Below are 18,985 nucleotides of genomic sequence, written 5' to 3' on the forward strand. Positions count from 1 at the left end.
GACGATCATCACGGACGACGCAAACCGGACCAACAGGGTTGACAAGATGACGAGTCCCGAAAACGCACAGTCGGACGGCAAGCCGATCCCGCGGGAATTCCCGCCGGTCGTATATCTGCCCTGCGTGGAAGCCGTGGCCGACGCCAGTGAAGCCCGAGTCGCCATGCGCACCACGAGAGACGGACGGGTCGCGCTCCTCGCGTATTCCGCGCTCGACCGTCTGCATGACTGCTGCGGCCCGAACCAGCCATGGATCGTCATGCCGACGCCGGGACTCGACGCGCTCCAGAAAGCACAGCCTTTCCAGCTTTTGCTGCTCGACGTCGTGATTCCCGAGGACAAGCGCCAGGAGGGGGCGGCGTGACCGGGCCGAAGGTCGATCACGACGTCCTGGACGGCATCGCGAAAACGCTGCGCGACGCCAGCTCCGACGTCGACAATCTGGGGAATTCGGTCCCGGGAACCCCGGACGCGGGTGACGGCACTCCCGCGGTGACCGGCATCCTCGCGCATTTCGTCGAGAACGCGAGTTCGCTCGTACTGGGGGCGGCGGGTGCCGGTGACGACGTCGCCACGGCGAACAAGGGATACCGCGAGCAGGACCATGCCGCGGGTGAAGACGTACAGAAAGCGGCCGGGGGGCGCTGATCATGGGGATCGACACCAAGATCGAGGGAAATCCGGAAAGCGTCCGCGGCGCGGGCCACTGGCTGCGGGACTCGCTGGCGAAAGGCGTTTCGGACGCGGCGACGCAGATCTACAACGCCCGCAACAGCGCGGACGCCGGATGGGGTGGTGAGGGCGGCCAGGCCTTCCGCGCCAAGATGACCACCGGCGCCGAGAAGACCGATCAGTTGTCGGCAGCCGCGAAAGCGGCCGCGCAGAACTTCGACACCTACGCCGCGGACCTGCACCGTGCCCAGGAAGACATGCGCAAGGTCCGTGAACGCGCGGCAGGCGCCGGGCTCACGGTGAACGGCGAAACGATCGAGGATCCGGGCAAGGGGCCGTCCGCGCCCGGCGCGGCACCCACCGGAGAGGCCGCGACGCCGGAGGCGGTGAAGTCGCACAACGACGCCGTCACCGCTTCCAGCGCGCACGCGGCCAAGGTCACCGCCTACAACACCGCCAAAACCGAATCCGACGCCGCGCGGCACATCGCGAAGCTCGCGGGTGACACGTTGAAGAACGTCTGGCAGGACGTCACGCAGAAGTGGTTCCTCGTGGTCGGCGATCTCACCAGTGGTGCCGCCGGGACGCTCGCCGCGAAGCATTCGTCGATTCTCGGCAAGCAGGCGAAGTTCCTTTCCGAAGAATCCGCGAAGTTCCTGGAACGAGCGCGAACCGCGCCGGCGGGGACCCCGGCGTCGCAGATTTATCGCGATGTCGACCTCGGCCGGACGGCGGCCGCGCAGGCCGACGACGTCGCCGCTGCGGCCAAGAGCACCGACGCCAACGCGGCGAAATGGGGGCTTCGCGCGGGTGGCGCGCTGGCCGTCGCCGGGGTCGTCTACGACATCGCGAACGGCAAACCGGCCGCTCAGGCGATCGTCTCCGGCGGGGTCGGCTTCGGTGCGTCGGTGGCCGCGGGCGCGGCGATCGGCACCCTGATCCCGGTGCCCGTCGTCGGAACGGCGGTCGGTGCGATCGGCGGTGCTGTGGTAGGTGTATTCGCATCGGGCATGGTCGATTCCCTGTGGACGAACGGGATCGGCGACGTGGGCGGAGCGATCGAGGACGGGGCCGAAGCGGTGGGCAATGCCGGCAAGGCCATCGGCGGACTGGCCAAGGACGCGTGGGATGCCATCTTCTGACCCGAACGGACGCCCCGCGGAATGGCCGCCCGGCGACGGCGCGAAGTACAAGGCGGCGCTGGTCTTCGTGGTGCTCCTCGGGGTCGCGTGCGTGCCCGTCGGGTTCGGCTTCGTCGCGATCGGCAAGGCGGGCGCGCTCAAGTACGCGTTGCTGTTCGCGGCGTTGTTCCTGCTGACGGCGGCCTACGGGCTGGTGACCAGGGTCCGGCCGGGCCATCGCCAGGGCGACATCGCGATCACCACCTACGAGGGGCGGCCGGCGACTGAAATCCGGTACTCGCAGGCCGCCTTCACGGTCTTGGTCGCGTTGATGGCCTGCGTGACGGCGATCTGCGCGCTGGGCGCGTGGGATTTCCTGTCCGCGGGCGAAGACGTGCCCGCGGCGCCGGTCGGGGCCGCTCTACTCGGGCTGGCCGCCTTGTTCTTCCTCAGTTTCTTCGGCTTCGTGCTGGCCGGACGGCTGCAACGCGGCAGGGTCGTGCTGGCGCAGCAGGGTATTTTCCAGCGCGGCAGGGCTTTCTCGTCGTTCCTGCCGTGGGAGGCGTTCGCCGGGGCGAAGGCCGCGTACAACGGGACACCCGAGGTCCTGGCGATCGCGTACACGAACGCGCCCTGGGACAAACGGCAGCTCGGCGGGATCTGGAAGCTCGACAAGCTGCCACCCGCGCCGATGATCGAGATCGACACGACTTCGTTCGCCGTCGATCCGAACGTCGTCTATCACCTGGTGCGGTTCTACGTGGAGAACCCCGCCGCCCGCGCGGAACTGGGCACGGACGCCTCTTTGCGCCGGTTCAGCCGACACTGACGCCGAACAGCACGCCGACGTAGTAGGTCACCACCATCGTCAGCGCGCCGACGCCGACGTTCCGCGCGATCGCGCGCCCGACCCGGGCGTCGCCGAGTTTCGCGCTCAGGAACCCGGTCAGCACCAGCCCGACCACGACCGCCGACGCGCACGCCCAGACCCGCGCCGAGGTCGACGTCCACACGATCGACAGCAGCGGCAGCAGCGCGCCGACGGTGAACGCCACCAGCGACGCCCACGCCGCCTGCCACGGGCTGGTCAGATTGTCCGGATCGATGCCGAGTTCGGCCTCGGCGTGCGCTTGCAGCGCGTCCTTTTCGGTCAGTTCGCGGGCGACCTCGGCGGCGAGTTCCGGGGAAAGGCCCTTCGCCTCGTAGATTTCCGCGAGTTCCCGTTCTTCGGCTTCGGGCATCTCTTTCAGTTCGCGTTTTTCCAGCCGCAACTGCGCGCGTTCGGTGTCGCGCTGGGTGCTCACCGAGACGTATTCGCCGCCCGCCATGGAAAGCGCGCCGGCGACCAGTCCCGCGATTCCCGCGGTCGCGATCGCGGTGGAGTCGGTGGTCGCGCCCGCGACACCGACCACGATGCCCGCCACCGACACGATCCCGTCGTTCGCGCCGAGTACCCCGGCACGCAGCCAGTTCAGCTTGCCGCCGAGGTCCTCATGAGGTTCATGCGGATGGGCGGCCGGCACGGTTTCGGTCACCGTTTCAGTGAAACACGAAGAACGGGAATCGGCGAGAGGAAACCTTTTCGGTCAATGCAGGCGAACCTTATTGACTATTGCCTTACCTAACTCGTCGGCTAAGTTGTGTCGGTGGCCGAAGTGGTGATCCTGATCGGGCTCCAGGCGTCCGGGAAGACGACGTTCTTCCGGCGGGAGTTCGCGGACACGCACGTCCACGTCAGCAAGGACACCTTCCCCAACGCCCGCCGTCCGCAGGTCCGCCAGCTGCGGATGCTCGCCGAGGCGCTCGAAGGCGGTCGTTCGGTGGTCGTGGACAACACCAATCCGTCGGCCGAAGAGTGGGTGCCGCTGATCGAGGTCGCCAAGAAGTACGGCGCGAAGGTCGCCGGGTACTGGTTCCCGCCGGACTTCGTCGGTTCGCAGGAGCGCAACGCGTGCCGTCAAGGCAAAACCCTGGTGCCGGACGTCGGTCTGTATGCGACGCTCAAACGCCTCAGGCGACCTGGCGCCGAGGACGGTTTCGACGAGCTGTACACCGTCGGTTTCGACGGCGAGGGCGGTTTCGTCGTGGAACGGGGGTGACCGTGGAGTCCGGCGGTTTCGAAGCGCGGCAACGGGAACGTGAGTGGTTCCACGGTCTGACGGTGCCGCCCGGCTCCTGGACGGTGCTCCGCGTCGACGGCAGGGGATTCTCCAAGTTCACCGAAGCGCGGTTCGAGAAGCCGTTCGATCCGCGGTTCGGCGAGTGCATGGTCGAGACCGCGAACGCCTTGATGGCGGAGTTCGCCTCGCCTTACGTCTACACGGAAAGCGACGAGATCTCGATCCTGCTCGACCCCGCCACCGACCTCTTCGGCCGGGGTGTCGAGAAGCTCGTGTCGATCTCCGCGGGGGTCGCGTCGGCCGCGTTCACCCACGAGGCGGGGACGCCCGCGCACTTCGACAGCCGGGTCTGGCTCGGCACGACGGCGGACGACGTCGTCGACTACTTCTCGTGGCGTCAGGCGGACGCGACCCGCTGCGCGCTCAACGGCTGGTGCTACTGGATCCTGCGCAAGGCGGGGAAGTCGGCGAGTGAGGCCGGAGCCGCCATCGAAGGCGCGGGGACCGCCGAGAAGAACGAGCTGCTCTTCGCGCACGGCGTCAATTTCGCCGAAGTGCCCACCTGGCAGCGACGCGGCGTCGGGCTGTACTGGGAGACGTACGAACGCACGGGTTTCGACCCGGTGCGCGAGATCGAGGTCTCCGCGACCCGCCGCCGCGTCCGCGTCGAGCGCGAGTTGCCGATGAAGGCCGAATACCGGGCCTTCCTCGGCGAGCTGCTTCAGCCGATCGGTTCGGGCAGCCGCCGCACGGTGTAGGCGAGGTCGATCGTCTCGCCGGTCGCCGGGTCGCCCAGTTCCACTCGCCAGGAGTCGGCGAACTGGTCGACGCCGTGCACCATCGGGATCGTGCCCGAGATCAGCACCGTGCCCGGCGCGTGCAGACCGCGTTCGCGCAGCACGTCCAGCCAGTACGACGGCGGCAGCAGTTCCGCGAGTTTTCCTTGCTGGATCAGGGTTTCCCCGGCCCAGGCGGACAATGTGAGCTCGTCGAGCCGGTCTTGGACGTCGACGAGCCGCCACGCCTTGGCGGCGAGGACGTCGGGGCCGGCGTTCTTGCTCCACGCGACGCCGTGCGCTTCGAGCGCGCGGTCGGTGTGGTCGCAGGCGGCGGTCAGGAGGACGTCCTCGGGGGCCGGACCGGTGATGACGAGGGCCCATTCCGCCTCGCCGGAGGTCCGTTCGTGCTGCACGGGGACCTCTTCGGTCTGGCTCGCCAGGTACGGCGCGACCGGGTAGAGCGCCGGGATCACCGAGGGCGCCGGGACGCCGAGTTCGGCCAGTTCGGCCACGTGGGCGGCGACGTCTTCCTGGCTGCGACCGGCGTATCCGGCGTTCAGCAGCGTGTGGACCTCGGTCCGCCGCTCCTGGCCGTCGGGAAGGGTGAAACGCAGCTCAGGCATCTGTCCTCCGAAATTGGGGGTTGCGCATACAGCTTGTATACAAGGAGTATATCCGCAATTCAACCCCTCCCGGCGGGGTTGAGGGACCTCGAACGGACGGGAAGTGGACATGACCGCACCAGCCGGTGACCGGCGCTCGCTGCACAAGGCCTTCGCGGCCAGCCTCTCGGGAACAGCGCTCGAGTGGTACGACTTCGCGGCCTACTCGGTGGCGGCCGCGACGATCTTCGGGCATCTCTTCTTCCCCTCGGAAGACCAGCTCGCGAGCACGATGGCGGCGTTCTCCACCTACGCCGTCGGCTACCTCGCCCGGCCGCTCGGCGGGTTCATCTTCGGCCGGCTCGGTGACGTGCTCGGCCGCAAGCGCATCCTGGTCATGACCCTCGTGCTCACCGGCGTCGCGACGTTCCTCATCGGCGTCCTGCCCACGTACGAGAGCATCGGCGGCTTCGCGGCGATCCTGCTCGTGGCGCTGCGCTTCGCACAGGGTGTCGGCATCGGCGGCGAATGGGGTGGCGCCGTCCTGCTGTCGAGTGAGTTCGGGGATCCGGGCAAACGCGGGTTCTGGGCGTCGGCCGCGCAGATCGGCCCGCCCGCGGGCAACCTGCTCGCGAACGGCGTTCTCGCCGTACTGGCCGCGCTGCTGACCGAGGACCAGTTCAACAGCTGGGGCTGGCGGATCGCGTTCCTGCTTTCGGGCGTGCTGGTCGTCTTCGGCCTGTGGATCCGCCTCAAGCTGGAGGAAACGCCGGTCTTCAAGCAGCTCCAGGAGCGTGGCGAACGTTCGTCGGCGCCGATCTCCGAGGTCTTCCGCACCGAACGCCGCGCGCTGATCGCGGCCGTGCTGATCCGCGTCTGCCCGGACGTCCTCTACGCGCTGTTCACCGTTTTCGTGCTGACCTACGTCACCACGCACACCGGCCTCTCGCGCGGCGCCGGGCTGGCCGCGGTGATGATCGGCTCGGCGTTCCAGCTGGTGCTGATGCCCTTGTTCGGCGCGCTGTCGGACCGGGTCTCGCGCCGCAAGATGTACCTGTTCGCGACCATCGCCGCCGGGATCTGGCCGTTCGTGTTCTTCCCGATGGTCAGCGGTGGTTCGTTCGCGATGCTGGCGATCGGCATCGTGCTCGCGCTCGTCATCCACGCCGCGCTCTACGGGCCGCACGCCGCGCTCTACGGGCCGCAGGCCGCGCTCGTCACCGAGCAGTTCTCGCCGCGCCTGCGCTACACCGGCAGCTCGCTGGCGTACACCCTCGCCGGGGTCATCGGCGGGGCGCCCGCGCCGTTGCTGTTCACGGCGCTGCTCGCCGGCTTCGACAGCTGGCTCGCGATCGGCGTCTACCTGCTGGCGACCGCGGTGGTGACCGTCATCGGGGTCCTGCTCGCCCGTGACCCGGACCGCGAGGAAGAGGCCGCAGCCCTGGAGGCCGCGCGATGACCTGGACGCCGATGTCCACAGTGGAGGGTCTGCCGCTGATCGGCGGGCAGGGCCGGTTCCGGACGGCCGCCACGGCGGAAGGCGGCCTGGCGTACGAGATCTTCTACCCGGCGGGCGTCGCCTCTCCCGTGCACAGCCACGATCACGACAGCATCGTGTACCTGGTTTCGGGTTCGCTGCGCGGCACGCTCGACGGCAAGGAAGTGACGCTGGAGGCGGGCGGCACGATCGTCCACCCGCGCGGTGTCCCGCACAGCGTCGAGGCCATTGTGGACAGTCAATGGGTCGAGTTCAAGACGCCGCTGCCGTCGCGGCCGCCGATCAGCGGGTAAAAGAAACCGGGGCGGACACTGAAGTTCCAGCGTCCGCCCCGGTCGGGAGGAAAGTCTTACGCGTCCAGCTCGGCCAGGGCCAGCTTCGCCTTCTCCAGCTCGGCCTCGAGCTGGGCGACCTTCGCGGCCTGAAGCTCGCGAGCGGCGTTGATGACCTCGTCGATCGGGCCAGACAGGTCCGCGTGCAGTTCCTTGGCGGCGCGGGACACGGCGGCGGCCGGGATCTCCAGGCCCTTCGCGACCCACTTGGCGCCGTTCTTGAGCTCGGCCTGCCACTCGCCGTCGGCGGTGCCGGTGACCGTGAGCGTCAGCTCGACGGTGCGGGTCTTCTTCGCCGTCGTGGCGACCTTCGGGCGGCCACGCTTGGGCTTGGGGGACTCCACCGCTGCTTCTCCGGCGGGGGCCTCCGGGTTTTCCGGGGACTCGGTCTTGGCCTCGGCCGGGGCTTCGGTGGTGTCCGAGGTGGTCTCCGCCTGCGGCGTCGAGTCGACGGGCGCTTCGGTAGCCGCTTCTTCGGACACGGCGTCAGTGCGTGTCAAGGCATCCACGGTCATCGTCGGTGTCGTCTCCTTGCCCGGGTATGGGGTGGTACCCGGCACATCCTAGAACAGGCGTTCGACTGTCGCGCGGCAGGGTGTGCTAAGCGTGTCGCATGATCGGATCGGTCCGCGACGATCGGGCGCGGTCCGGTCGCGCTCCGTCAGAGTCGACGGCGAAGGGAGGCCTCGTGATCTCGGCACTCAATCGGCTCGTCGACCTGGTCGAAGAGCACCTCACCGACGACCTCGACGTCACGGCGCTGGCCGGTGCGCTCGGCACGACCGAGTACCACCTGCGCCGGATGTTCTCGTCGCTGGCGGGAATGCCGCTGTCGGAGTACGTCCGCCGTCGCCGCATGACCGCCGCCGTCGCCGACGTCGTCCGCGGTGAGGACGATCTGCTGACCATCGCCGTCCGGTACGGCTACGGCTCGACCGAGGCGTTCGGCAGGGCGTTCCGGGCGGTCCACGGCGCCGGTCCCGGTGACGTCCGCCGCGACGGAGGCCCCCTTCGCACACAACCGCGGCTCAGGATCCGCCTGAGCGTCGAAGGGAGCATCCCCATGGAAACCCGTATCGTCGATCGGCCCGCTTTCCGGCTCGTCGGGCACGCGACCCGCGTCCCGATGGTCCACGAGGGCGTCAACCCGCACATCCAGCGGCACATCACCGCCCTGCCGCCGGAGGCGCACGCCCGGCTGAAAGCGCTCAGCGACACGGAGCCGCCGGGCCTGCTGCAGGTCAGCGACGCCCTCGACCCGGACGGCGCCGAGCTGACCTACCTGCACGGGGTCGCCGTCACCGGTGACGCCCCCGGCGATCTCGACGTCATCGAGGTGCCGTCCGGGCGGTGGGCGGTCTTCCGTACCGACGGCCCGCATCCGGAGGCGCTGCAGAAGGTGTGGGCGGCGACGGCGACCGAGTGGTTCCCGTCCAACCCGTGGCGGCTGCGGCCGGGACCGTCGATCGTCACGATCCTGGAGCACTCGGACGACTTCGGGACCGCCACTTGTGAGCTTTGGCTGGCTGTCGAGCCCGCCTGACCGATGCAATGAAAGGCCCGTTACTTGCAAAATTTGCAAGTAACGGGCCTTTCATTGCACGCGCGAGTGGCTACTCCTCGGACTTGCCCGACTTCAGGCCCGAAGAGATCAGGTCCATCACGGACGAGTCGGCCAGCGTGGTGACATCGCCGACTTGGCGGTTCTCGGCGACGTCGCGCAGCAGGCGGCGCATGATCTTGCCGGACCGCGTCTTCGGCAGTTCCTGCACGACCAGGATCTGCCGCGGCTTCGCGATCGGCCCGATCTCCTTGGCGACGTGGTTGCGCAGTTCCTGCACGGCCTTGTCGCCACCGTCGACGGCGTTGCCGCGCAGGATGACGAACGCGACGATGCCCTGTCCGGTGGTCGGGTCGGAAGCGCCGACGACGGCGGCCTCGGCGACCGTAGGGTGCGAGACCAGCGCGGACTCGACCTCGGTGGTCGAGATGCGGTGCCCGGACACGTTCATCACGTCGTCGACCCGGCCCAGCAGCCAGATGTCGCCGTCGGCGTCGTACTTCGCGCCGTCACCGGCGAAGTAGTAGCCCTGGTCGCGGAAGCGCGACCAGTAGGTGTCGCGGAACCGCTCCTCGTCGCCCCAGATGCCGCGCAGCATTCCCGGCCACGGCTTGTCGAGCACCAGGTAGCCGCCGCCACCCTTGCCGACCTCGACACCCTGGTCGTCGACGACCTTCGCCGAGATGCCCGGCAGCGCCTTCTGCGCGGAGCCCGGCTTCGTGGAGGTGACGCCCGGCAGCGGCGAGATCATGATCCCGCCGGTCTCGGTCTGCCACCAGGTGTCGACGATCGGCGCCGAGTTCGCGCCGACGTTCTCGCGGTACCAGATCCACGCTTCGGGGTTGATCGGCTCGCCGACGCTGCCCAGCACGCGCAGCGAGGAGAGGTCGTACTTCTCCGGGATCTCGTTGCCCCACTTCATGAACGTGCGGATCAGCGTGGGCGCGGTGTAGTAGATGGAGACCTTGTGCTGCTGGACGATCTCCCAGTGGCGGCCCTCGTGCGGGGTGTTCGGCGTGCCTTCGTAGACGACCTGCGTCGTCCGGTTCGCCAGCGGCCCGTAGACGATGTAGGTGTGCCCGGTGATCCAGCCGATGTCGGCGGTGCACCAGTAGACGTCTTCGCCGGCCTTGTGGTCGAAGACGTTGTGGTGCGTGTACGCCGCCTGGGTCAGGTAACCGCCGGAGGTGTGCAGGATGCCCTTCGGCTTCCCGGTGGTGCCGGAGGTGTAGAGGATGAAGAGCGGGTGCTCGGAGTCGAACGCCTGCGGCGCGTGCTCCGCGGACTGGCCGTCGACCAGTTCGTGCCACCAGAGGTCGCGGCCTTCGGTGATGGGCACCTCGTCGCCGGTGCGGCGGACGACGATGACCTTCTCGACCGATTCGGCGCCTTCGAGCGCTTCGTCGACATTGACCTTCATCGGCGCGGCCTTGCCGCGGCGGTACTGGCCGTCGGTGGTGATGACGATCCTCGCCGCCTGGTCGTCCACCCGGGATCGCAGCGCTGTCGGGGAAAAACCACCGAAGACGACACTGTGCAGAACGCCGATGCGGGCGCACGCGAGCATCGCGAAAATCGCTTCGGGCACCATCGGCATCTGGATGGCGACGCGGTCGCCCGCGGTGAGGCCGAGGGACTCGAAGGCGTTCGCCGCCCGGGAAACCTCGTCCTTCAGCTGGGCGTAAGTGATGTCACGGCTGTCGCCGGGCTCGCCGACCCAGTGGATGGCGACCTGGTCTCCGTGTCCTCCGTCGACGTGGCGGTCGACACAGTTGTAGGCGACGTTCAGCTTCCCGCCCACGAACCACTTCGCGACCGGCGCATTGGTCCAGTCCAGTACCTGCGACCACTTCGTGTCCCAGTGGAGGCGCTCGGCCTGCTTGGCCCAGAACGCTTCCCGGTCCGCGTCGGCTTCGGCGTAGAAGTCGGCGGTGGCATTCGCTTGCGCGCTGAAAGCCTCACTCGGGGGGAAGGTCCTGCTCTCCGTGAGCAAATTGTCCAGCGCCGGCGACTGCTCGGTCATGGTGCGATGCCTCCTGTGATTCGCGTGTCTTCACGCCCGTTGGCACGCTATCGACGTTACGACGCGAAGTAAAAGGTTGCATCGTGGTTGCGCGCGGCATTCATCCGCTTGAGGACAAAGCGGTACGGACCGCCGGCCATTCTGGTCCGGTGAGGGAGTAGACAACGGTGTCACGGACGGTTCCGTCGGGCCGGACGCGATGCGCGCGCAGCACCCCTTCCCGCTGTGCGCCGAGGCGTTCGATCGCCTTCTGCGACTTGAGGTTGTTGATGTCGGTCTCCCACGAGACACGGTTCGCGCCGAGATCGTCGAAAGCGTGGCGCAGCAACAGGAGTTTCGACTCGCGGTTGAGCCCGGTCCGCTGCCACGCGGAGCCGATCCAGGTGTAGCCGAGGGAAATGATCTTGTGGCGCGCGTTCATCGCGTAGAACGACGTCGTGCCCGCGACCTCGCCGGTGTGCGCGTCGAGCTGCGCCCAGGCGCGGCGGTCGGTGTCGGCGAGGATGCCGTCGACCATCGCCTCGGCCTCGGCGAGGTCCCGAGGCTGTCGGAGGCTGAGCCAGGTCCAGATCGCGGGGTCGGATCCGGCTTCGAACAGGCCCTTCGCGTGGTCGCGGGTGAGCGGTTCGAGGCGGACGCGTTCGCTCGCCAGGGTCGCGTGGTCGTTCCAGTCGTTCACGATCTTGACGCTACGTCCGGCATTGGCCCTGCTGGATAGCCAGTTTCGAAGCATTCGAGAAGGCCACTGAGGCGTTGCCTATGCTCGCGGGAACGAGCGAGAAGGCGAGGCGCGCATGGCCGAGGAGCGGGAAGAGCTCACCTGGGAGTTGTTCGGAACGGCCGGCAGGGAGCTGGCGCAGGCCGTCGCCGACGACGGGTTCGAGCCGGACCTGATCCTGTCGATCGCGCGCGGCGGGCTGTTCGTCGCCGGCGCGCTCGGCTACGCGCTGGACGTGAAGAACCTGCACGTGATGAACGTCGAGTTCTACACCGGCGTCGATCAGCGCCTCGACCTGCCGGTGATGCTGCCGCCGGTGCCGAACGTCGTCGATCTGACGAAGAAGAAGGTGCTCGTCGCCGACGACGTGGCGGACACCGGCGCGACGTTGAAGCTGGTCCGCGACTTCTGCGCGGACCACGTCGCCGAGGTGCGCTGCGCGGTCGTCTACGAGAAGCCGCGCTCCGACGTCAAGTGCGAATACGTCTGGAAGCACACGGACCGGTGGATCAACTTCCCGTGGTCGGTGCAGGCGCCGGTCGTGCGCCGCGAGGGTCAGGTGCTGGACGCGTGACGGATCCGCTGAAGCCGCTGCTGGACCTCGAAGGTGTCGCGGCGGCCGCGAAATCGGCGCAGGACGCGGTGTTCGCCGTCCACCGGCTGCCCGCCAACCTGCGCGGCGGCGCGGCGACGGCCGCCGAAGCGTCCGTGCGGTCGGCGCGCGCGTCGGCCGGGATCGAGGGTGCGGCGCCCGAACTGCCGGAATCCGGCGAAGTGACCGATCCGGTGCTGGCGGGCGCGTTGCGCGTCGCGGAAGCGCTGGAGGGGCTGCTCCCGGCTTGGCGGCGTGCGCCGCTGCAGGCGTTGGCGCGCTTGCACGTCCTCGCCGCGTCGGATCTGGTGGCCGATCTCGACGCGCTGGGACGGCCGCGGTCGTCCGGTGACGTCGGGCCGCGGCTGGAGATGCTGGCGCAACTCGTCACCGGCGCGACGTCGGTCCCCGGACCGGTGCTCACCGCCGTCGTGCACGGGGAACTGTTGGCGCTGAAGCCTTTCGGCTCGGCGGACGGGATCGTCGCGCGGGCTGCGGCCCGGCTCTCGGCGGTGGCGACGGGGCTGGACCCGAAGGCGCTGACGGTGCCTGAGGTCGCGTACTTCCGGCGCGTGCCGAAGTACCTCGAAGCCGCTTCGGCCTTTACGGAGGGAACTCCCGAGGGCGTCCGGTCCTGGCTGCTCTTCTCCTGTGAAGCCTTCGAGGCGGGCGCCCGCGAGGCGAAGTCCATCTCAGACGCCGCCGGCTGACCCCCCTCCCTCCTCGCGTTTCGTCCTCTAGTTGCGGTACTTCGCACCACGAACTACCGCAACCAGAGGACGAAACGCGTGACTTGAGACACCCTCTCTCCCTCCCTCTTCGCAACCGGACCCCCGGGTCCCCGGCTGTCCGCCTCGGGCCCCTCCGGCTGGCGCTAGGAACGGGCCTTTCCTTGCAAAATTTGCAAGGAAAGGCCCGTTCATTGCGGGGCTTGGGGGCACCGGGCGAGCCTGAGGTTCGGGACGCGACCGGACATCGCGTGTTTCGTCCTCTAGTTGCGGTAGTTGGCAGCACGAACTACCGCAACCAGAGGACGAAACGCGGGGGTGGGGTGAGTCGACATGGAGTCTGGAGCAGGTGTAGCGAGTAACCACATGGCTTAAGTGCCTGGAGCGACCTAACGTCGTCGGGCATGAGTGGTGCGTATCACAGCGATCTTGCGGGTAAGTCCGCGCTGGTCACGGGCGCGGCGAGCGGGATCGGCCTGGCCTGCGCCGAAGCGCTCGCCCGCGCCGGTGCCAAGGTCCACCTCGTCGACATCGACGACGCCGTCGAGAAGGCGGCGGCCGAGGTCGACGGCATCGCGCACGTCGCCGACCTCACCGACGCCCGGGCCATCGAGACCCTCCCGGCCGAGATCGACATCCTCGTCAACAACGCCGGCTTCCAGCACATCGCGCCGATCCACGAGTTCCCGCCGGAGACGTTCACCCGTCTCCAGGCGCTCATGGTCACCGCGCCGTTCCTGCTCATCCGCCGCGTGCTGCCGCCGATGTACGACCGCGGCTGGGGTCGCGTGGTCAACATGTCCAGCGTCCACGGCCTCCGCGCGAGCCCGTTCAAGTCCGCGTACGTCACCGCGAAGCACGCGCTCGAAGGACTCTCCAAGGTCACCGCGCTCGAAGGCGCCGAACACGGGGTGACCAGCAACTGCGTCAGCCCCGGCTACGTCCGGACCCCGTTGGTCACCGGCCAGCTCGAAGCGCAGGCCGAAGAACACGGCCTCGAACGCGACGCCGTCATCGAGCAGGTCCTGCTGCGCCGTTCGGCGATCAAGCGGCTCATCGAACCCGCGGACGTCGCCGCGTGCGTGCTCTGGCTCTCCGGCGACCACGCCGCCCATGTCACCGGTACCTCGATCCCCCTCGACGGCGGCTGGACCGCCGCGTGAACCCTCCAGAAAGGACGTCCCCGGTGACCACGCAACCCCGTGGCTCGATCGCGAAGGTGGTCAGTGCCAGCCTGATCGGAACGACGATCGAGTGGTACGACTTCTTCCTCTACACCTCCGCCGCGGCGCTGGTGTTCGGCAAATTGTTCTTCCCCACCAACGATCCGCTGACAGGCACGTTGCTCGCGTTCCTGACCTACGCCGTCGGTTTCCTCGCGCGGCCGGTCGGCGGGCTGGTGTTCGGGCACTTCGGGGACCGGGTCGGCCGCAAGAAGCTGCTGGTGCTGAGCCTGCTGCTGATGGGCGGTTCGACCTGCGCGATGGGCATCCTCCCGACCTACGCGACCGTGGGCGTGCTGGCGCCGATCCTGCTGACGCTGCTGCGGCTGGTCCAGGGTTTCGCCCTCGGCGGCGAATGGGGCGGCGCGGTGCTGATCGTCTCCGAACACGGTGACGACAAACGCCGCGGGTTCTGGGCGTCGTGGCCGCAGTGCGGCGCCCCCGGCGGGAACCTGCTCGCGACGGCGGTCCTGGCGATCCTCGCCGCGACCCAGTCCGACGAGGCGTTCCTCAGCTGGGGCTGGCGGATCCCGTTCCTGCTTTCCGGGGTCCTCGTGGTGATCGGGCTCTGGATCCGGCTCGCGGTCAGCGAATCGCCGGTCTTCCTGGCGGCGCAAGAGAAGAGCGCGCCCGAGCACGCGCCGGTCGTCGAGGTGTTCCGGAACAACTGGCGCGCGGTGCTGATCACCATCGGTTCACGAATGGCGGAGAACGTTTCGTACTACGTGATCACCGCGTTCATTCTGGTTTACGTCACCACCGGATTGAGTTTGCCGAAATCCGCGGGACTCAACGCGGTGCTCATCGGTTCGGCCGTGCATTTCCTGACCATTCCCTTGTGGGGCATTCTTTCCGACCGGATCGGCCGCCGCCCGGTCTATCTGTTCGGCGCGATCGGGATGGCGGTGTGGAGTTTCGCGTTCTTCGCGATGCTCGACACGAAGAATTCCGGTGTCATCATTCTCGCGACGACCATCGGGCTGGTGCTGCACGGCGCGATGTACGGCCCGCAGGCCGCGTTCTTCTCCGAGCAGTTCCCGACGCGGGTCCGCTACACCGGCCTTTCGGTCGGCGGGCAGCTGTCGTCGATCGCGGCGGGCGCGGTGGCGCCGCTCATCGCGGTCGCGCTGTTCAAGGAATTCGGCAGCACCGTCCCGGTCTCGCTCTACGTCGTCGCGATGTGCGCGCTGACGGTGATCGCGTTGCTCGCCGCCCGCGAGACCAAGGGGGAGTCCCTGCACTCCGAAGTTCTCACGGAGCGCGGTCACGTGTCAGCATGACCGCTGTGGACGGTTCCGCGCAGTTGCACCGGCTGCTCGAACTGCTCGCCTCCGGGGCGGGCAGCGAGCGGCTGGCGCACGTCCCCGTCGACCCGAGGGCCACCGAGCTGGCGCTGCGGATCCGGGACACCGTCGCCGAGCACCGGCGGCGCGAGGCGGAGCTGGCCGCGTTGTTCGACACGGCCAGCGACCTCGCCAGGCTGGACGATCCGGACGCCGTCCTCCGGTCGATCGTGCGGCGGGCGCGGGCACTGCTCGGCGTGGACGTCTCGTACCTCAGCCTCAACGACGAGACCGAGGGCAACACCTACGTCCGCGTGACCGACGGTTCGGTTTCCGCGCTGTTCCAGGACATCGTGCTGGGGATGGGCGAGGGGCTCGGCGGGCTGGTCGCGCAGACCGCGCGGCCGTACGCGACGGCGGACTACTTCAACGACAAGCGGTTCCACCACACTTCGTCGATCGACACCGGCGTGCTCGACGAGGGGCTGACAGCGATCCTCGGGGTGCCGCTGGCGATCGGCAGCAAGGTCATCGGGGTGCTGTTCGCCTCGGATCGGACCACGCGCGAGTTCTCGCCGGAAGAGGTCGCGCTGCTGTCGTCGCTGGCCGACCACGCGGCGATCGCGCTGGACAACGCGCATCTGCTCGACGAGACGCGGCGCGCGGTCGCCGAGCTGAACGCCGCCAACGCGACGATCAGCGCGCACAACGACGCGATGCGCCGCGCCGAAGACGCGCACGACCGGCTGATGGATCTCGTGCTGCGCGGCGGCGATCTGGCCGAGGTCGCCGCCGCGGTCGCGGACGTGCTCGGCGGCGGGATCGCGGTCTACGACGCGGACGGTGCCGTCCTGGCCAGGACCGGCGGGGAGCTGAGCCTCTCGCGCGCCGCCGTGTCCGCATCACGCGCGAGCGGGCGGGCGGTGTCCACTGAGGACGGCTGGTTGTGCGCGGTCCAGGCAGGGCAAGAGTTCCTCGGCAGCCTGGTGCTGGGTGGTGGGCGGTCCCTCGGTGAGGCCGACAGGCGGCTGTTCGAGCGGGCGGGCGTGGTCACCGCGGTACTGCTGATGCAGCGGCGTTCCGTCGCGCGGGCCGAAGACGAGGTGCGCGGAGAACTGCTGTCCGATCTGCTCACCGCACCGGGCCGCAATCCCGCCGCGTTGCTGGCGCGAGGTCGCCGCCTCGGGGTCGACTTATCGACGTCGCACGCTGTGCTGATCGCGCATTCCGACGACGTCTCCCGGCGACGGCTGGCCATGGCCGCCGCCCGGCACGCGGACCTGGTCGGTGTCCACGCCGACGAGGTCGTCCTGCTGGTCCGCGGCGAGGACGCCGGCGCGCTGGCCCGGTCCGCCGCCGCCGAACTCGCGTCCACAATGGACTGCCCGGTGACGGTGGGCGCGGCGGGACCGGCCACCTCGCCGCGAGCCCTTGCCGAGGCGCACGCGGAGGCCGCGCGGTGTGTCGCGTCGTTGCTCGCCCTCGGCCGCGAGGGTGAAGGCGCGAGCATGGCAGACCTCGGGTTCGTCGGGCTGCTCCTCGGTGAACACGCCGATCTCGACGCGTACGTGACGGCCACGATCGGCCCGGTCCTCGACTACGACGAACGCCGCGGCACGGATCTGATCGGCACTTTACGGGCGTATTTCGCCTGTGGCGGCAACTTGACGCGGGCGAAGGACCTGCTTCACGTGCACGTCAACACCGTCGTACAGCGGCTGGACCGCATCGCTTCGCTGCTGGGCGAGCAGTGGCAGACGCCCGAGCGCGCGCTGGAACTCCAGCTCGCGCTCAGGCTGCACCGTCTCACCAATGACCGAACCGGATGACGTCGGAGAAGTCGCGTCGAGCGACCGTCGTCGCCGACGAGCCGGGTGACGGGCCGGGCTCGTCGCCGTGGCCGAGCGCCACGACGCCGATCGGATCGTGATCCTCCGGCACGCCGAACTCGCCGTGGAGGCGCTCCACGCTTTCGGGGGCGAGGCCGAAGAACACCGCGCCCAGACCCTCGTCGACAGCGGTCTGCAGGATCAGCAGCGCCGCCATCCCGGTGTCGACGTCCCAATACGGCACGCGCCACCAGGAGTCGTCACCTTCGGCGAAACCCTTGTCGGGCTTGGCGTAGCGGTCGAGATAGGCGTTCTTGACCGAGAGCGGCACGATCGCGACCGGTGCCGTGGTCACGGATTCCGGCGCCCAGCTGGCTCCGAACTCCCAGAATTTGGCGAGTTCTTCCCCGGTCAGGACGAGAAATCCTTGTCCTTGTGAGAATCCGGCCGAGGGACCTTTCAGCGCGTTGCGCAGGATGCGCTCAAGGCTCGCCTCGGCGACGGGCTCGTCGGTGAACTTCCGGACCATGCGACGGCGTCGTACGACGTCCTGGAATTCCATGAGATCAGTTTAGTGCGCAAGAGCTCGCGAGGTCGCCGCTCGCGCGCGGGATCGTCGCCGAGGACGGCGGGCGGACGCCGTCGAGCCAGCCTTCGAGCGCGGTGAACGCCGTCCGGAAGCACGGGCCGATCGGGCGCAGTTTGTCCGGGTAGGCGTCGTAAAGGCCGTCGACGTGGTTGCCGTCCACGATCCGGTAGTAGCGCTGGAGTCCGGCGCGGCCCTGATCGGCGATCATCCGCTGGTAGACGTCGGAATCGCGGGTGATCGGCAGGAGCGTGTCGAGGGTGCCGTGGAGGGTGATCAGCGGTTTGCCGATCCGGCCGGTGAGAGAGATCCGCTCGACCGCGCGGTGCACCGACGGCGGACGAGCGGCGTAGTCGTAGTCGGTCCCGGTGGACGACGGGTCGAATTCGGCCTGGTAGATGCGCTGGGTCAGCCCCCAGTAGACGTCATTGTGGTACGGCCAAAGGAATTCCGAGCCCGGCGCGAAACCGGTGTCGAGAATCCGCTGGTGTGCCCGGGCGGAACCGGCGAGGTACGCGGGATAGGCCTTGATCGCGGGCGGGAGGAAGGTGAACAGGTTCGGGCCGTCCTCGTGCCAAAGCGTGCCCTCCCAGTCGATGCCGCCGTCGTAGAGCCATGGCCGGTTCTCGAGCTGCCAGCGGACGAGGTAGCCGCCGTTCGACATCCCGGCCGCGAGCGTGCGGCTCGGCAGACGCCCGTAACGGTGGGCGACGGCGGCCTTCGCGGCGAGGGTCAACTGCGTGACGCGTGAGTTCCATTCGGCGAGCGCGTCGCCGGGCCGCCGTCCGTCGGTGTGGAAGTCGGCTCCGGTGTTGCCCTTGTCGGTCGCGGCGAACGCGTAACCGGCGGCGAGGACCTGGTCGCCGATCGCGCGGTCGTTCGCGTACTGCCGTCGCACGCCGGGCGAACCCGAGACCACGAGCCCGCCGTTCCAGCGATCGGGCAGCCGCAGCACGAACTGCGCGTCGTGGTTCCAGCCGTGCGTGGTGTTAGCCGTCGAGGTGTCCGGGAAATAGCCGTCGATCTGGATCCCGGGAACGCCCTGGGACGCGGGGAATCCGGCCGAGGTCAGCCCGGCCCAGTCGGCCTGGACGGTGTGCCCGGTGGCCAGGGTGCCGGTGGTCGTCAGATCGTCCAAACAGGACAGTTGTTGTTTCGCGGCCCCCGGAACACGCACGTTCGCGCATCCGCTCGCCGCCGCTTCGGCGGGCGAGGTCAGGGCCAGCATCATCGCGAGGACCAGAATGAGCCGCATCGGCCGACGGTAAGCGCGTGCCTTCCGGATCGGTACCCGGCGCGACCACACAAAACGGGCCGT

General features: G+C 68.8%; 21 protein-coding genes. 14 read left to right on the forward strand and 7 right to left on the reverse strand.

From position 1 onward, the window contains the following. Nucleotides 1–46 precede the first annotated feature (46 nt). From ACZ5IK_RS00445 to ACZ5IK_RS00460, 4 genes are read left to right on the forward strand one after another with little or no spacing between them, the layout of a single operon-like run. Nucleotides 47–364, forward strand: a complete 318-nt coding sequence (locus tag ACZ5IK_RS00445) for an SAV_915 family protein (RefSeq protein ID WP_465485911.1) — start codon at nucleotides 47–49, stop codon at nucleotides 362–364. Continuing rightward, nucleotides 361–648 (forward strand): hypothetical protein, encoded by a 288-nt coding sequence (locus ACZ5IK_RS00450; RefSeq protein WP_465485912.1) that lies wholly within the window; start codon nucleotides 361–363, stop codon nucleotides 646–648. Before ACZ5IK_RS00445 ends, ACZ5IK_RS00450 begins: the two co-directional genes overlap by 4 nt. Nucleotides 649–650: 2 nt before the next feature. Further along, nucleotides 651–1,814, forward strand: coding sequence for a hypothetical protein (locus tag ACZ5IK_RS00455; RefSeq protein ID WP_465485913.1), 1,164 nt, complete (start codon nucleotides 651–653; stop codon nucleotides 1,812–1,814). Beyond that, nucleotides 1,801–2,622: a hypothetical protein gene (locus ACZ5IK_RS00460; protein WP_465485914.1), complete on the forward strand. Its 822-nt coding sequence runs from the start codon at nucleotides 1,801–1,803 to the stop codon at nucleotides 2,620–2,622. Before ACZ5IK_RS00455 ends, ACZ5IK_RS00460 begins: the two co-directional genes overlap by 14 nt. On the opposite strand, the gene ACZ5IK_RS00465 is transcribed toward ACZ5IK_RS00460, so the two are convergent. Then, nucleotides 2,609–3,328, reverse strand: coding sequence for a VIT1/CCC1 transporter family protein (locus ACZ5IK_RS00465; RefSeq protein ID WP_465485915.1), 720 nt, complete (start codon nucleotides 3,326–3,328; stop codon nucleotides 2,609–2,611). The genes ACZ5IK_RS00460 and ACZ5IK_RS00465 overlap by 14 nt on opposite strands. Before the next feature lie 111 nt (nucleotides 3,329–3,439). Here ACZ5IK_RS00465 and ACZ5IK_RS00470 point away from each other — a divergent pair, with 111 nt between their 5' ends. Then, nucleotides 3,440–3,892, forward strand: a complete 453-nt coding sequence (locus tag ACZ5IK_RS00470) for an AAA family ATPase (protein WP_465485916.1) — start codon at nucleotides 3,440–3,442, stop codon at nucleotides 3,890–3,892. Next, the gene (locus ACZ5IK_RS00475; protein ID WP_465485917.1) at nucleotides 3,889–4,671 is read left to right on the forward strand and encodes a tRNA(His) guanylyltransferase Thg1 family protein; all 783 of its coding nucleotides are present in this window, start codon (nucleotides 3,889–3,891) and stop codon (nucleotides 4,669–4,671) included. The genes ACZ5IK_RS00470 and ACZ5IK_RS00475 overlap by 4 nt, the downstream gene beginning before the upstream one ends. Here ACZ5IK_RS00475 and ACZ5IK_RS00480 read toward each other — a convergent pair. Further along, entirely contained in the window at nucleotides 4,635–5,315 is a 681-nt protein-coding gene (locus tag ACZ5IK_RS00480) for a DUF2848 domain-containing protein (protein WP_101611132.1), read from the reverse strand. The genes ACZ5IK_RS00475 and ACZ5IK_RS00480 overlap by 37 nt on opposite strands. Nucleotides 5,316–5,424: 109 nt before the next feature. On the opposite strand from ACZ5IK_RS00480, the gene ACZ5IK_RS00485 reads away from it, so the two are divergent. Both ACZ5IK_RS00485 and ACZ5IK_RS00490 read left to right on the forward strand, forming a co-directional pair. Beyond that, nucleotides 5,425–6,753, forward strand: a complete 1,329-nt coding sequence (locus ACZ5IK_RS00485) for an MFS transporter (RefSeq protein WP_465485918.1) — start codon at nucleotides 5,425–5,427, stop codon at nucleotides 6,751–6,753. After that, nucleotides 6,750–7,085, forward strand: coding sequence for a cupin domain-containing protein (locus tag ACZ5IK_RS00490; protein ID WP_465485919.1), 336 nt, complete (start codon nucleotides 6,750–6,752; stop codon nucleotides 7,083–7,085). The genes ACZ5IK_RS00485 and ACZ5IK_RS00490 overlap by 4 nt, the downstream gene beginning before the upstream one ends. A gap of 56 nt (nucleotides 7,086–7,141) precedes the next feature. Here ACZ5IK_RS00490 and ACZ5IK_RS00495 read toward each other — a convergent pair whose 3' ends face one another. Beyond that, nucleotides 7,142–7,639, reverse strand: coding sequence for a DUF6319 family protein (locus ACZ5IK_RS00495; RefSeq protein WP_465485920.1), 498 nt, complete (start codon nucleotides 7,637–7,639; stop codon nucleotides 7,142–7,144). Nucleotides 7,640–7,812: 173 nt separating this feature from the next. On the opposite strand from ACZ5IK_RS00495, the gene ACZ5IK_RS00500 reads away from it, so the two are divergent. Then, nucleotides 7,813–8,667, forward strand: coding sequence for an AraC family transcriptional regulator (locus tag ACZ5IK_RS00500; RefSeq protein WP_465485921.1), 855 nt, complete (start codon nucleotides 7,813–7,815; stop codon nucleotides 8,665–8,667). 70 nt (nucleotides 8,668–8,737) lie between these two features. On the opposite strand, the gene acs is transcribed toward ACZ5IK_RS00500, so the two are convergent. Together acs and ACZ5IK_RS00510 are read right to left on the reverse strand one after the other, a co-directional pair. Next, the gene (acs, locus tag ACZ5IK_RS00505) at nucleotides 8,738–10,708 is read right to left on the reverse strand and encodes an acetate--CoA ligase (RefSeq protein ID WP_410604965.1); all 1,971 of its coding nucleotides are present in this window, start codon (nucleotides 10,706–10,708) and stop codon (nucleotides 8,738–8,740) included. A gap of 100 nt (nucleotides 10,709–10,808) precedes the next feature. Continuing rightward, entirely contained in the window at nucleotides 10,809–11,387 is a 579-nt protein-coding gene (locus ACZ5IK_RS00510) for a GNAT family N-acetyltransferase (RefSeq protein ID WP_465485922.1), read from the reverse strand. A gap of 115 nt (nucleotides 11,388–11,502) precedes the next feature. Here ACZ5IK_RS00510 and ACZ5IK_RS00515 point away from each other — a divergent pair, with 115 nt between their 5' ends. The 5 genes from ACZ5IK_RS00515 (at nucleotide 11,503) to ACZ5IK_RS00535 (ending at nucleotide 17,081) form a co-directional block, all read left to right on the forward strand. Further along, the gene (locus tag ACZ5IK_RS00515; RefSeq protein WP_410662899.1) at nucleotides 11,503–12,000 is read left to right on the forward strand and encodes a phosphoribosyltransferase; all 498 of its coding nucleotides are present in this window, start codon (nucleotides 11,503–11,505) and stop codon (nucleotides 11,998–12,000) included. Next, a complete protein-coding gene (locus ACZ5IK_RS00520) occupies nucleotides 11,997–12,728 on the forward strand; it encodes a Fic family protein (protein WP_465485923.1) in 732 nt (243 codons plus the stop codon). Before ACZ5IK_RS00515 ends, ACZ5IK_RS00520 begins: the two co-directional genes overlap by 4 nt. Before the next feature lie 422 nt (nucleotides 12,729–13,150). Next, complete coding sequence (locus tag ACZ5IK_RS00525) at nucleotides 13,151–13,909, forward strand: 3-hydroxybutyrate dehydrogenase (RefSeq protein WP_465485924.1); 759 nt, start codon at nucleotides 13,151–13,153, stop codon at nucleotides 13,907–13,909. Nucleotides 13,910–13,932: 23 nt separating this feature from the next. Then, complete coding sequence (locus ACZ5IK_RS00530) at nucleotides 13,933–15,249, forward strand: MFS transporter (RefSeq protein WP_465485925.1); 1,317 nt, start codon at nucleotides 13,933–13,935, stop codon at nucleotides 15,247–15,249. Next, complete coding sequence (locus ACZ5IK_RS00535) at nucleotides 15,246–17,081, forward strand: helix-turn-helix domain-containing protein (RefSeq protein ID WP_465485926.1); 1,836 nt, start codon at nucleotides 15,246–15,248, stop codon at nucleotides 17,079–17,081. The genes ACZ5IK_RS00530 and ACZ5IK_RS00535 overlap by 4 nt, the downstream gene beginning before the upstream one ends. Here ACZ5IK_RS00535 and ACZ5IK_RS00540 read toward each other — a convergent pair. Then, complete coding sequence (locus ACZ5IK_RS00540) at nucleotides 17,059–17,643, reverse strand: nitroreductase family protein (RefSeq protein WP_465485927.1); 585 nt, start codon at nucleotides 17,641–17,643, stop codon at nucleotides 17,059–17,061. The genes ACZ5IK_RS00535 and ACZ5IK_RS00540 overlap by 23 nt on opposite strands. A gap of 4 nt (nucleotides 17,644–17,647) precedes the next feature. Further along, entirely contained in the window at nucleotides 17,648–18,922 is a 1,275-nt protein-coding gene (locus ACZ5IK_RS00545; protein ID WP_465485928.1) for a tannase/feruloyl esterase family alpha/beta hydrolase, read from the reverse strand. Nucleotides 18,923–18,985: the final 63 nt, after the last annotated feature.

This window comes from Amycolatopsis sp. NPDC031561, assembly GCF_055580625.1.

Coding starts and splice junctions, on each gene's coding strand:
- ACZ5IK_RS00445 (WP_465485911.1), top strand. CDS start 47: ATGACGAGTCCCGAAAACGCACAGTCGGACGGCAAGCCGATCCCGCGG.
- ACZ5IK_RS00455 (WP_465485913.1), top strand. CDS start 651: ATGGGGATCGACACCAAGATCGAGGGAAATCCGGAAAGCGTCCGCGGC.
- ACZ5IK_RS00460 (WP_465485914.1), top strand. CDS start 1,801: ATGCCATCTTCTGACCCGAACGGACGCCCCGCGGAATGGCCGCCCGGC.
- ACZ5IK_RS00480 (WP_101611132.1), bottom strand. CDS start 5,315: ATGCCTGAGCTGCGTTTCACCCTTCCCGACGGCCAGGAGCGGCGGACC.
- ACZ5IK_RS00485 (WP_465485918.1), top strand. CDS start 5,425: ATGACCGCACCAGCCGGTGACCGGCGCTCGCTGCACAAGGCCTTCGCG.
- ACZ5IK_RS00490 (WP_465485919.1), top strand. CDS start 6,750: ATGACCTGGACGCCGATGTCCACAGTGGAGGGTCTGCCGCTGATCGGC.
- ACZ5IK_RS00495 (WP_465485920.1), bottom strand. CDS start 7,639: ATGACCGTGGATGCCTTGACACGCACTGACGCCGTGTCCGAAGAAGCG.
- acs (WP_410604965.1), bottom strand. CDS start 10,708: ATGACCGAGCAGTCGCCGGCGCTGGACAATTTGCTCACGGAGAGCAGG.
- ACZ5IK_RS00515 (WP_410662899.1), top strand. CDS start 11,503: ATGGCCGAGGAGCGGGAAGAGCTCACCTGGGAGTTGTTCGGAACGGCC.
- ACZ5IK_RS00525 (WP_465485924.1), top strand. CDS start 13,151: ATGAGTGGTGCGTATCACAGCGATCTTGCGGGTAAGTCCGCGCTGGTC.
- ACZ5IK_RS00535 (WP_465485926.1), top strand. CDS start 15,246: ATGACCGCTGTGGACGGTTCCGCGCAGTTGCACCGGCTGCTCGAACTG.
- ACZ5IK_RS00540 (WP_465485927.1), bottom strand. CDS start 17,643: ATGGAATTCCAGGACGTCGTACGACGCCGTCGCATGGTCCGGAAGTTC.
- ACZ5IK_RS00545 (WP_465485928.1), bottom strand. CDS start 18,922: ATGCGGCTCATTCTGGTCCTCGCGATGATGCTGGCCCTGACCTCGCCC.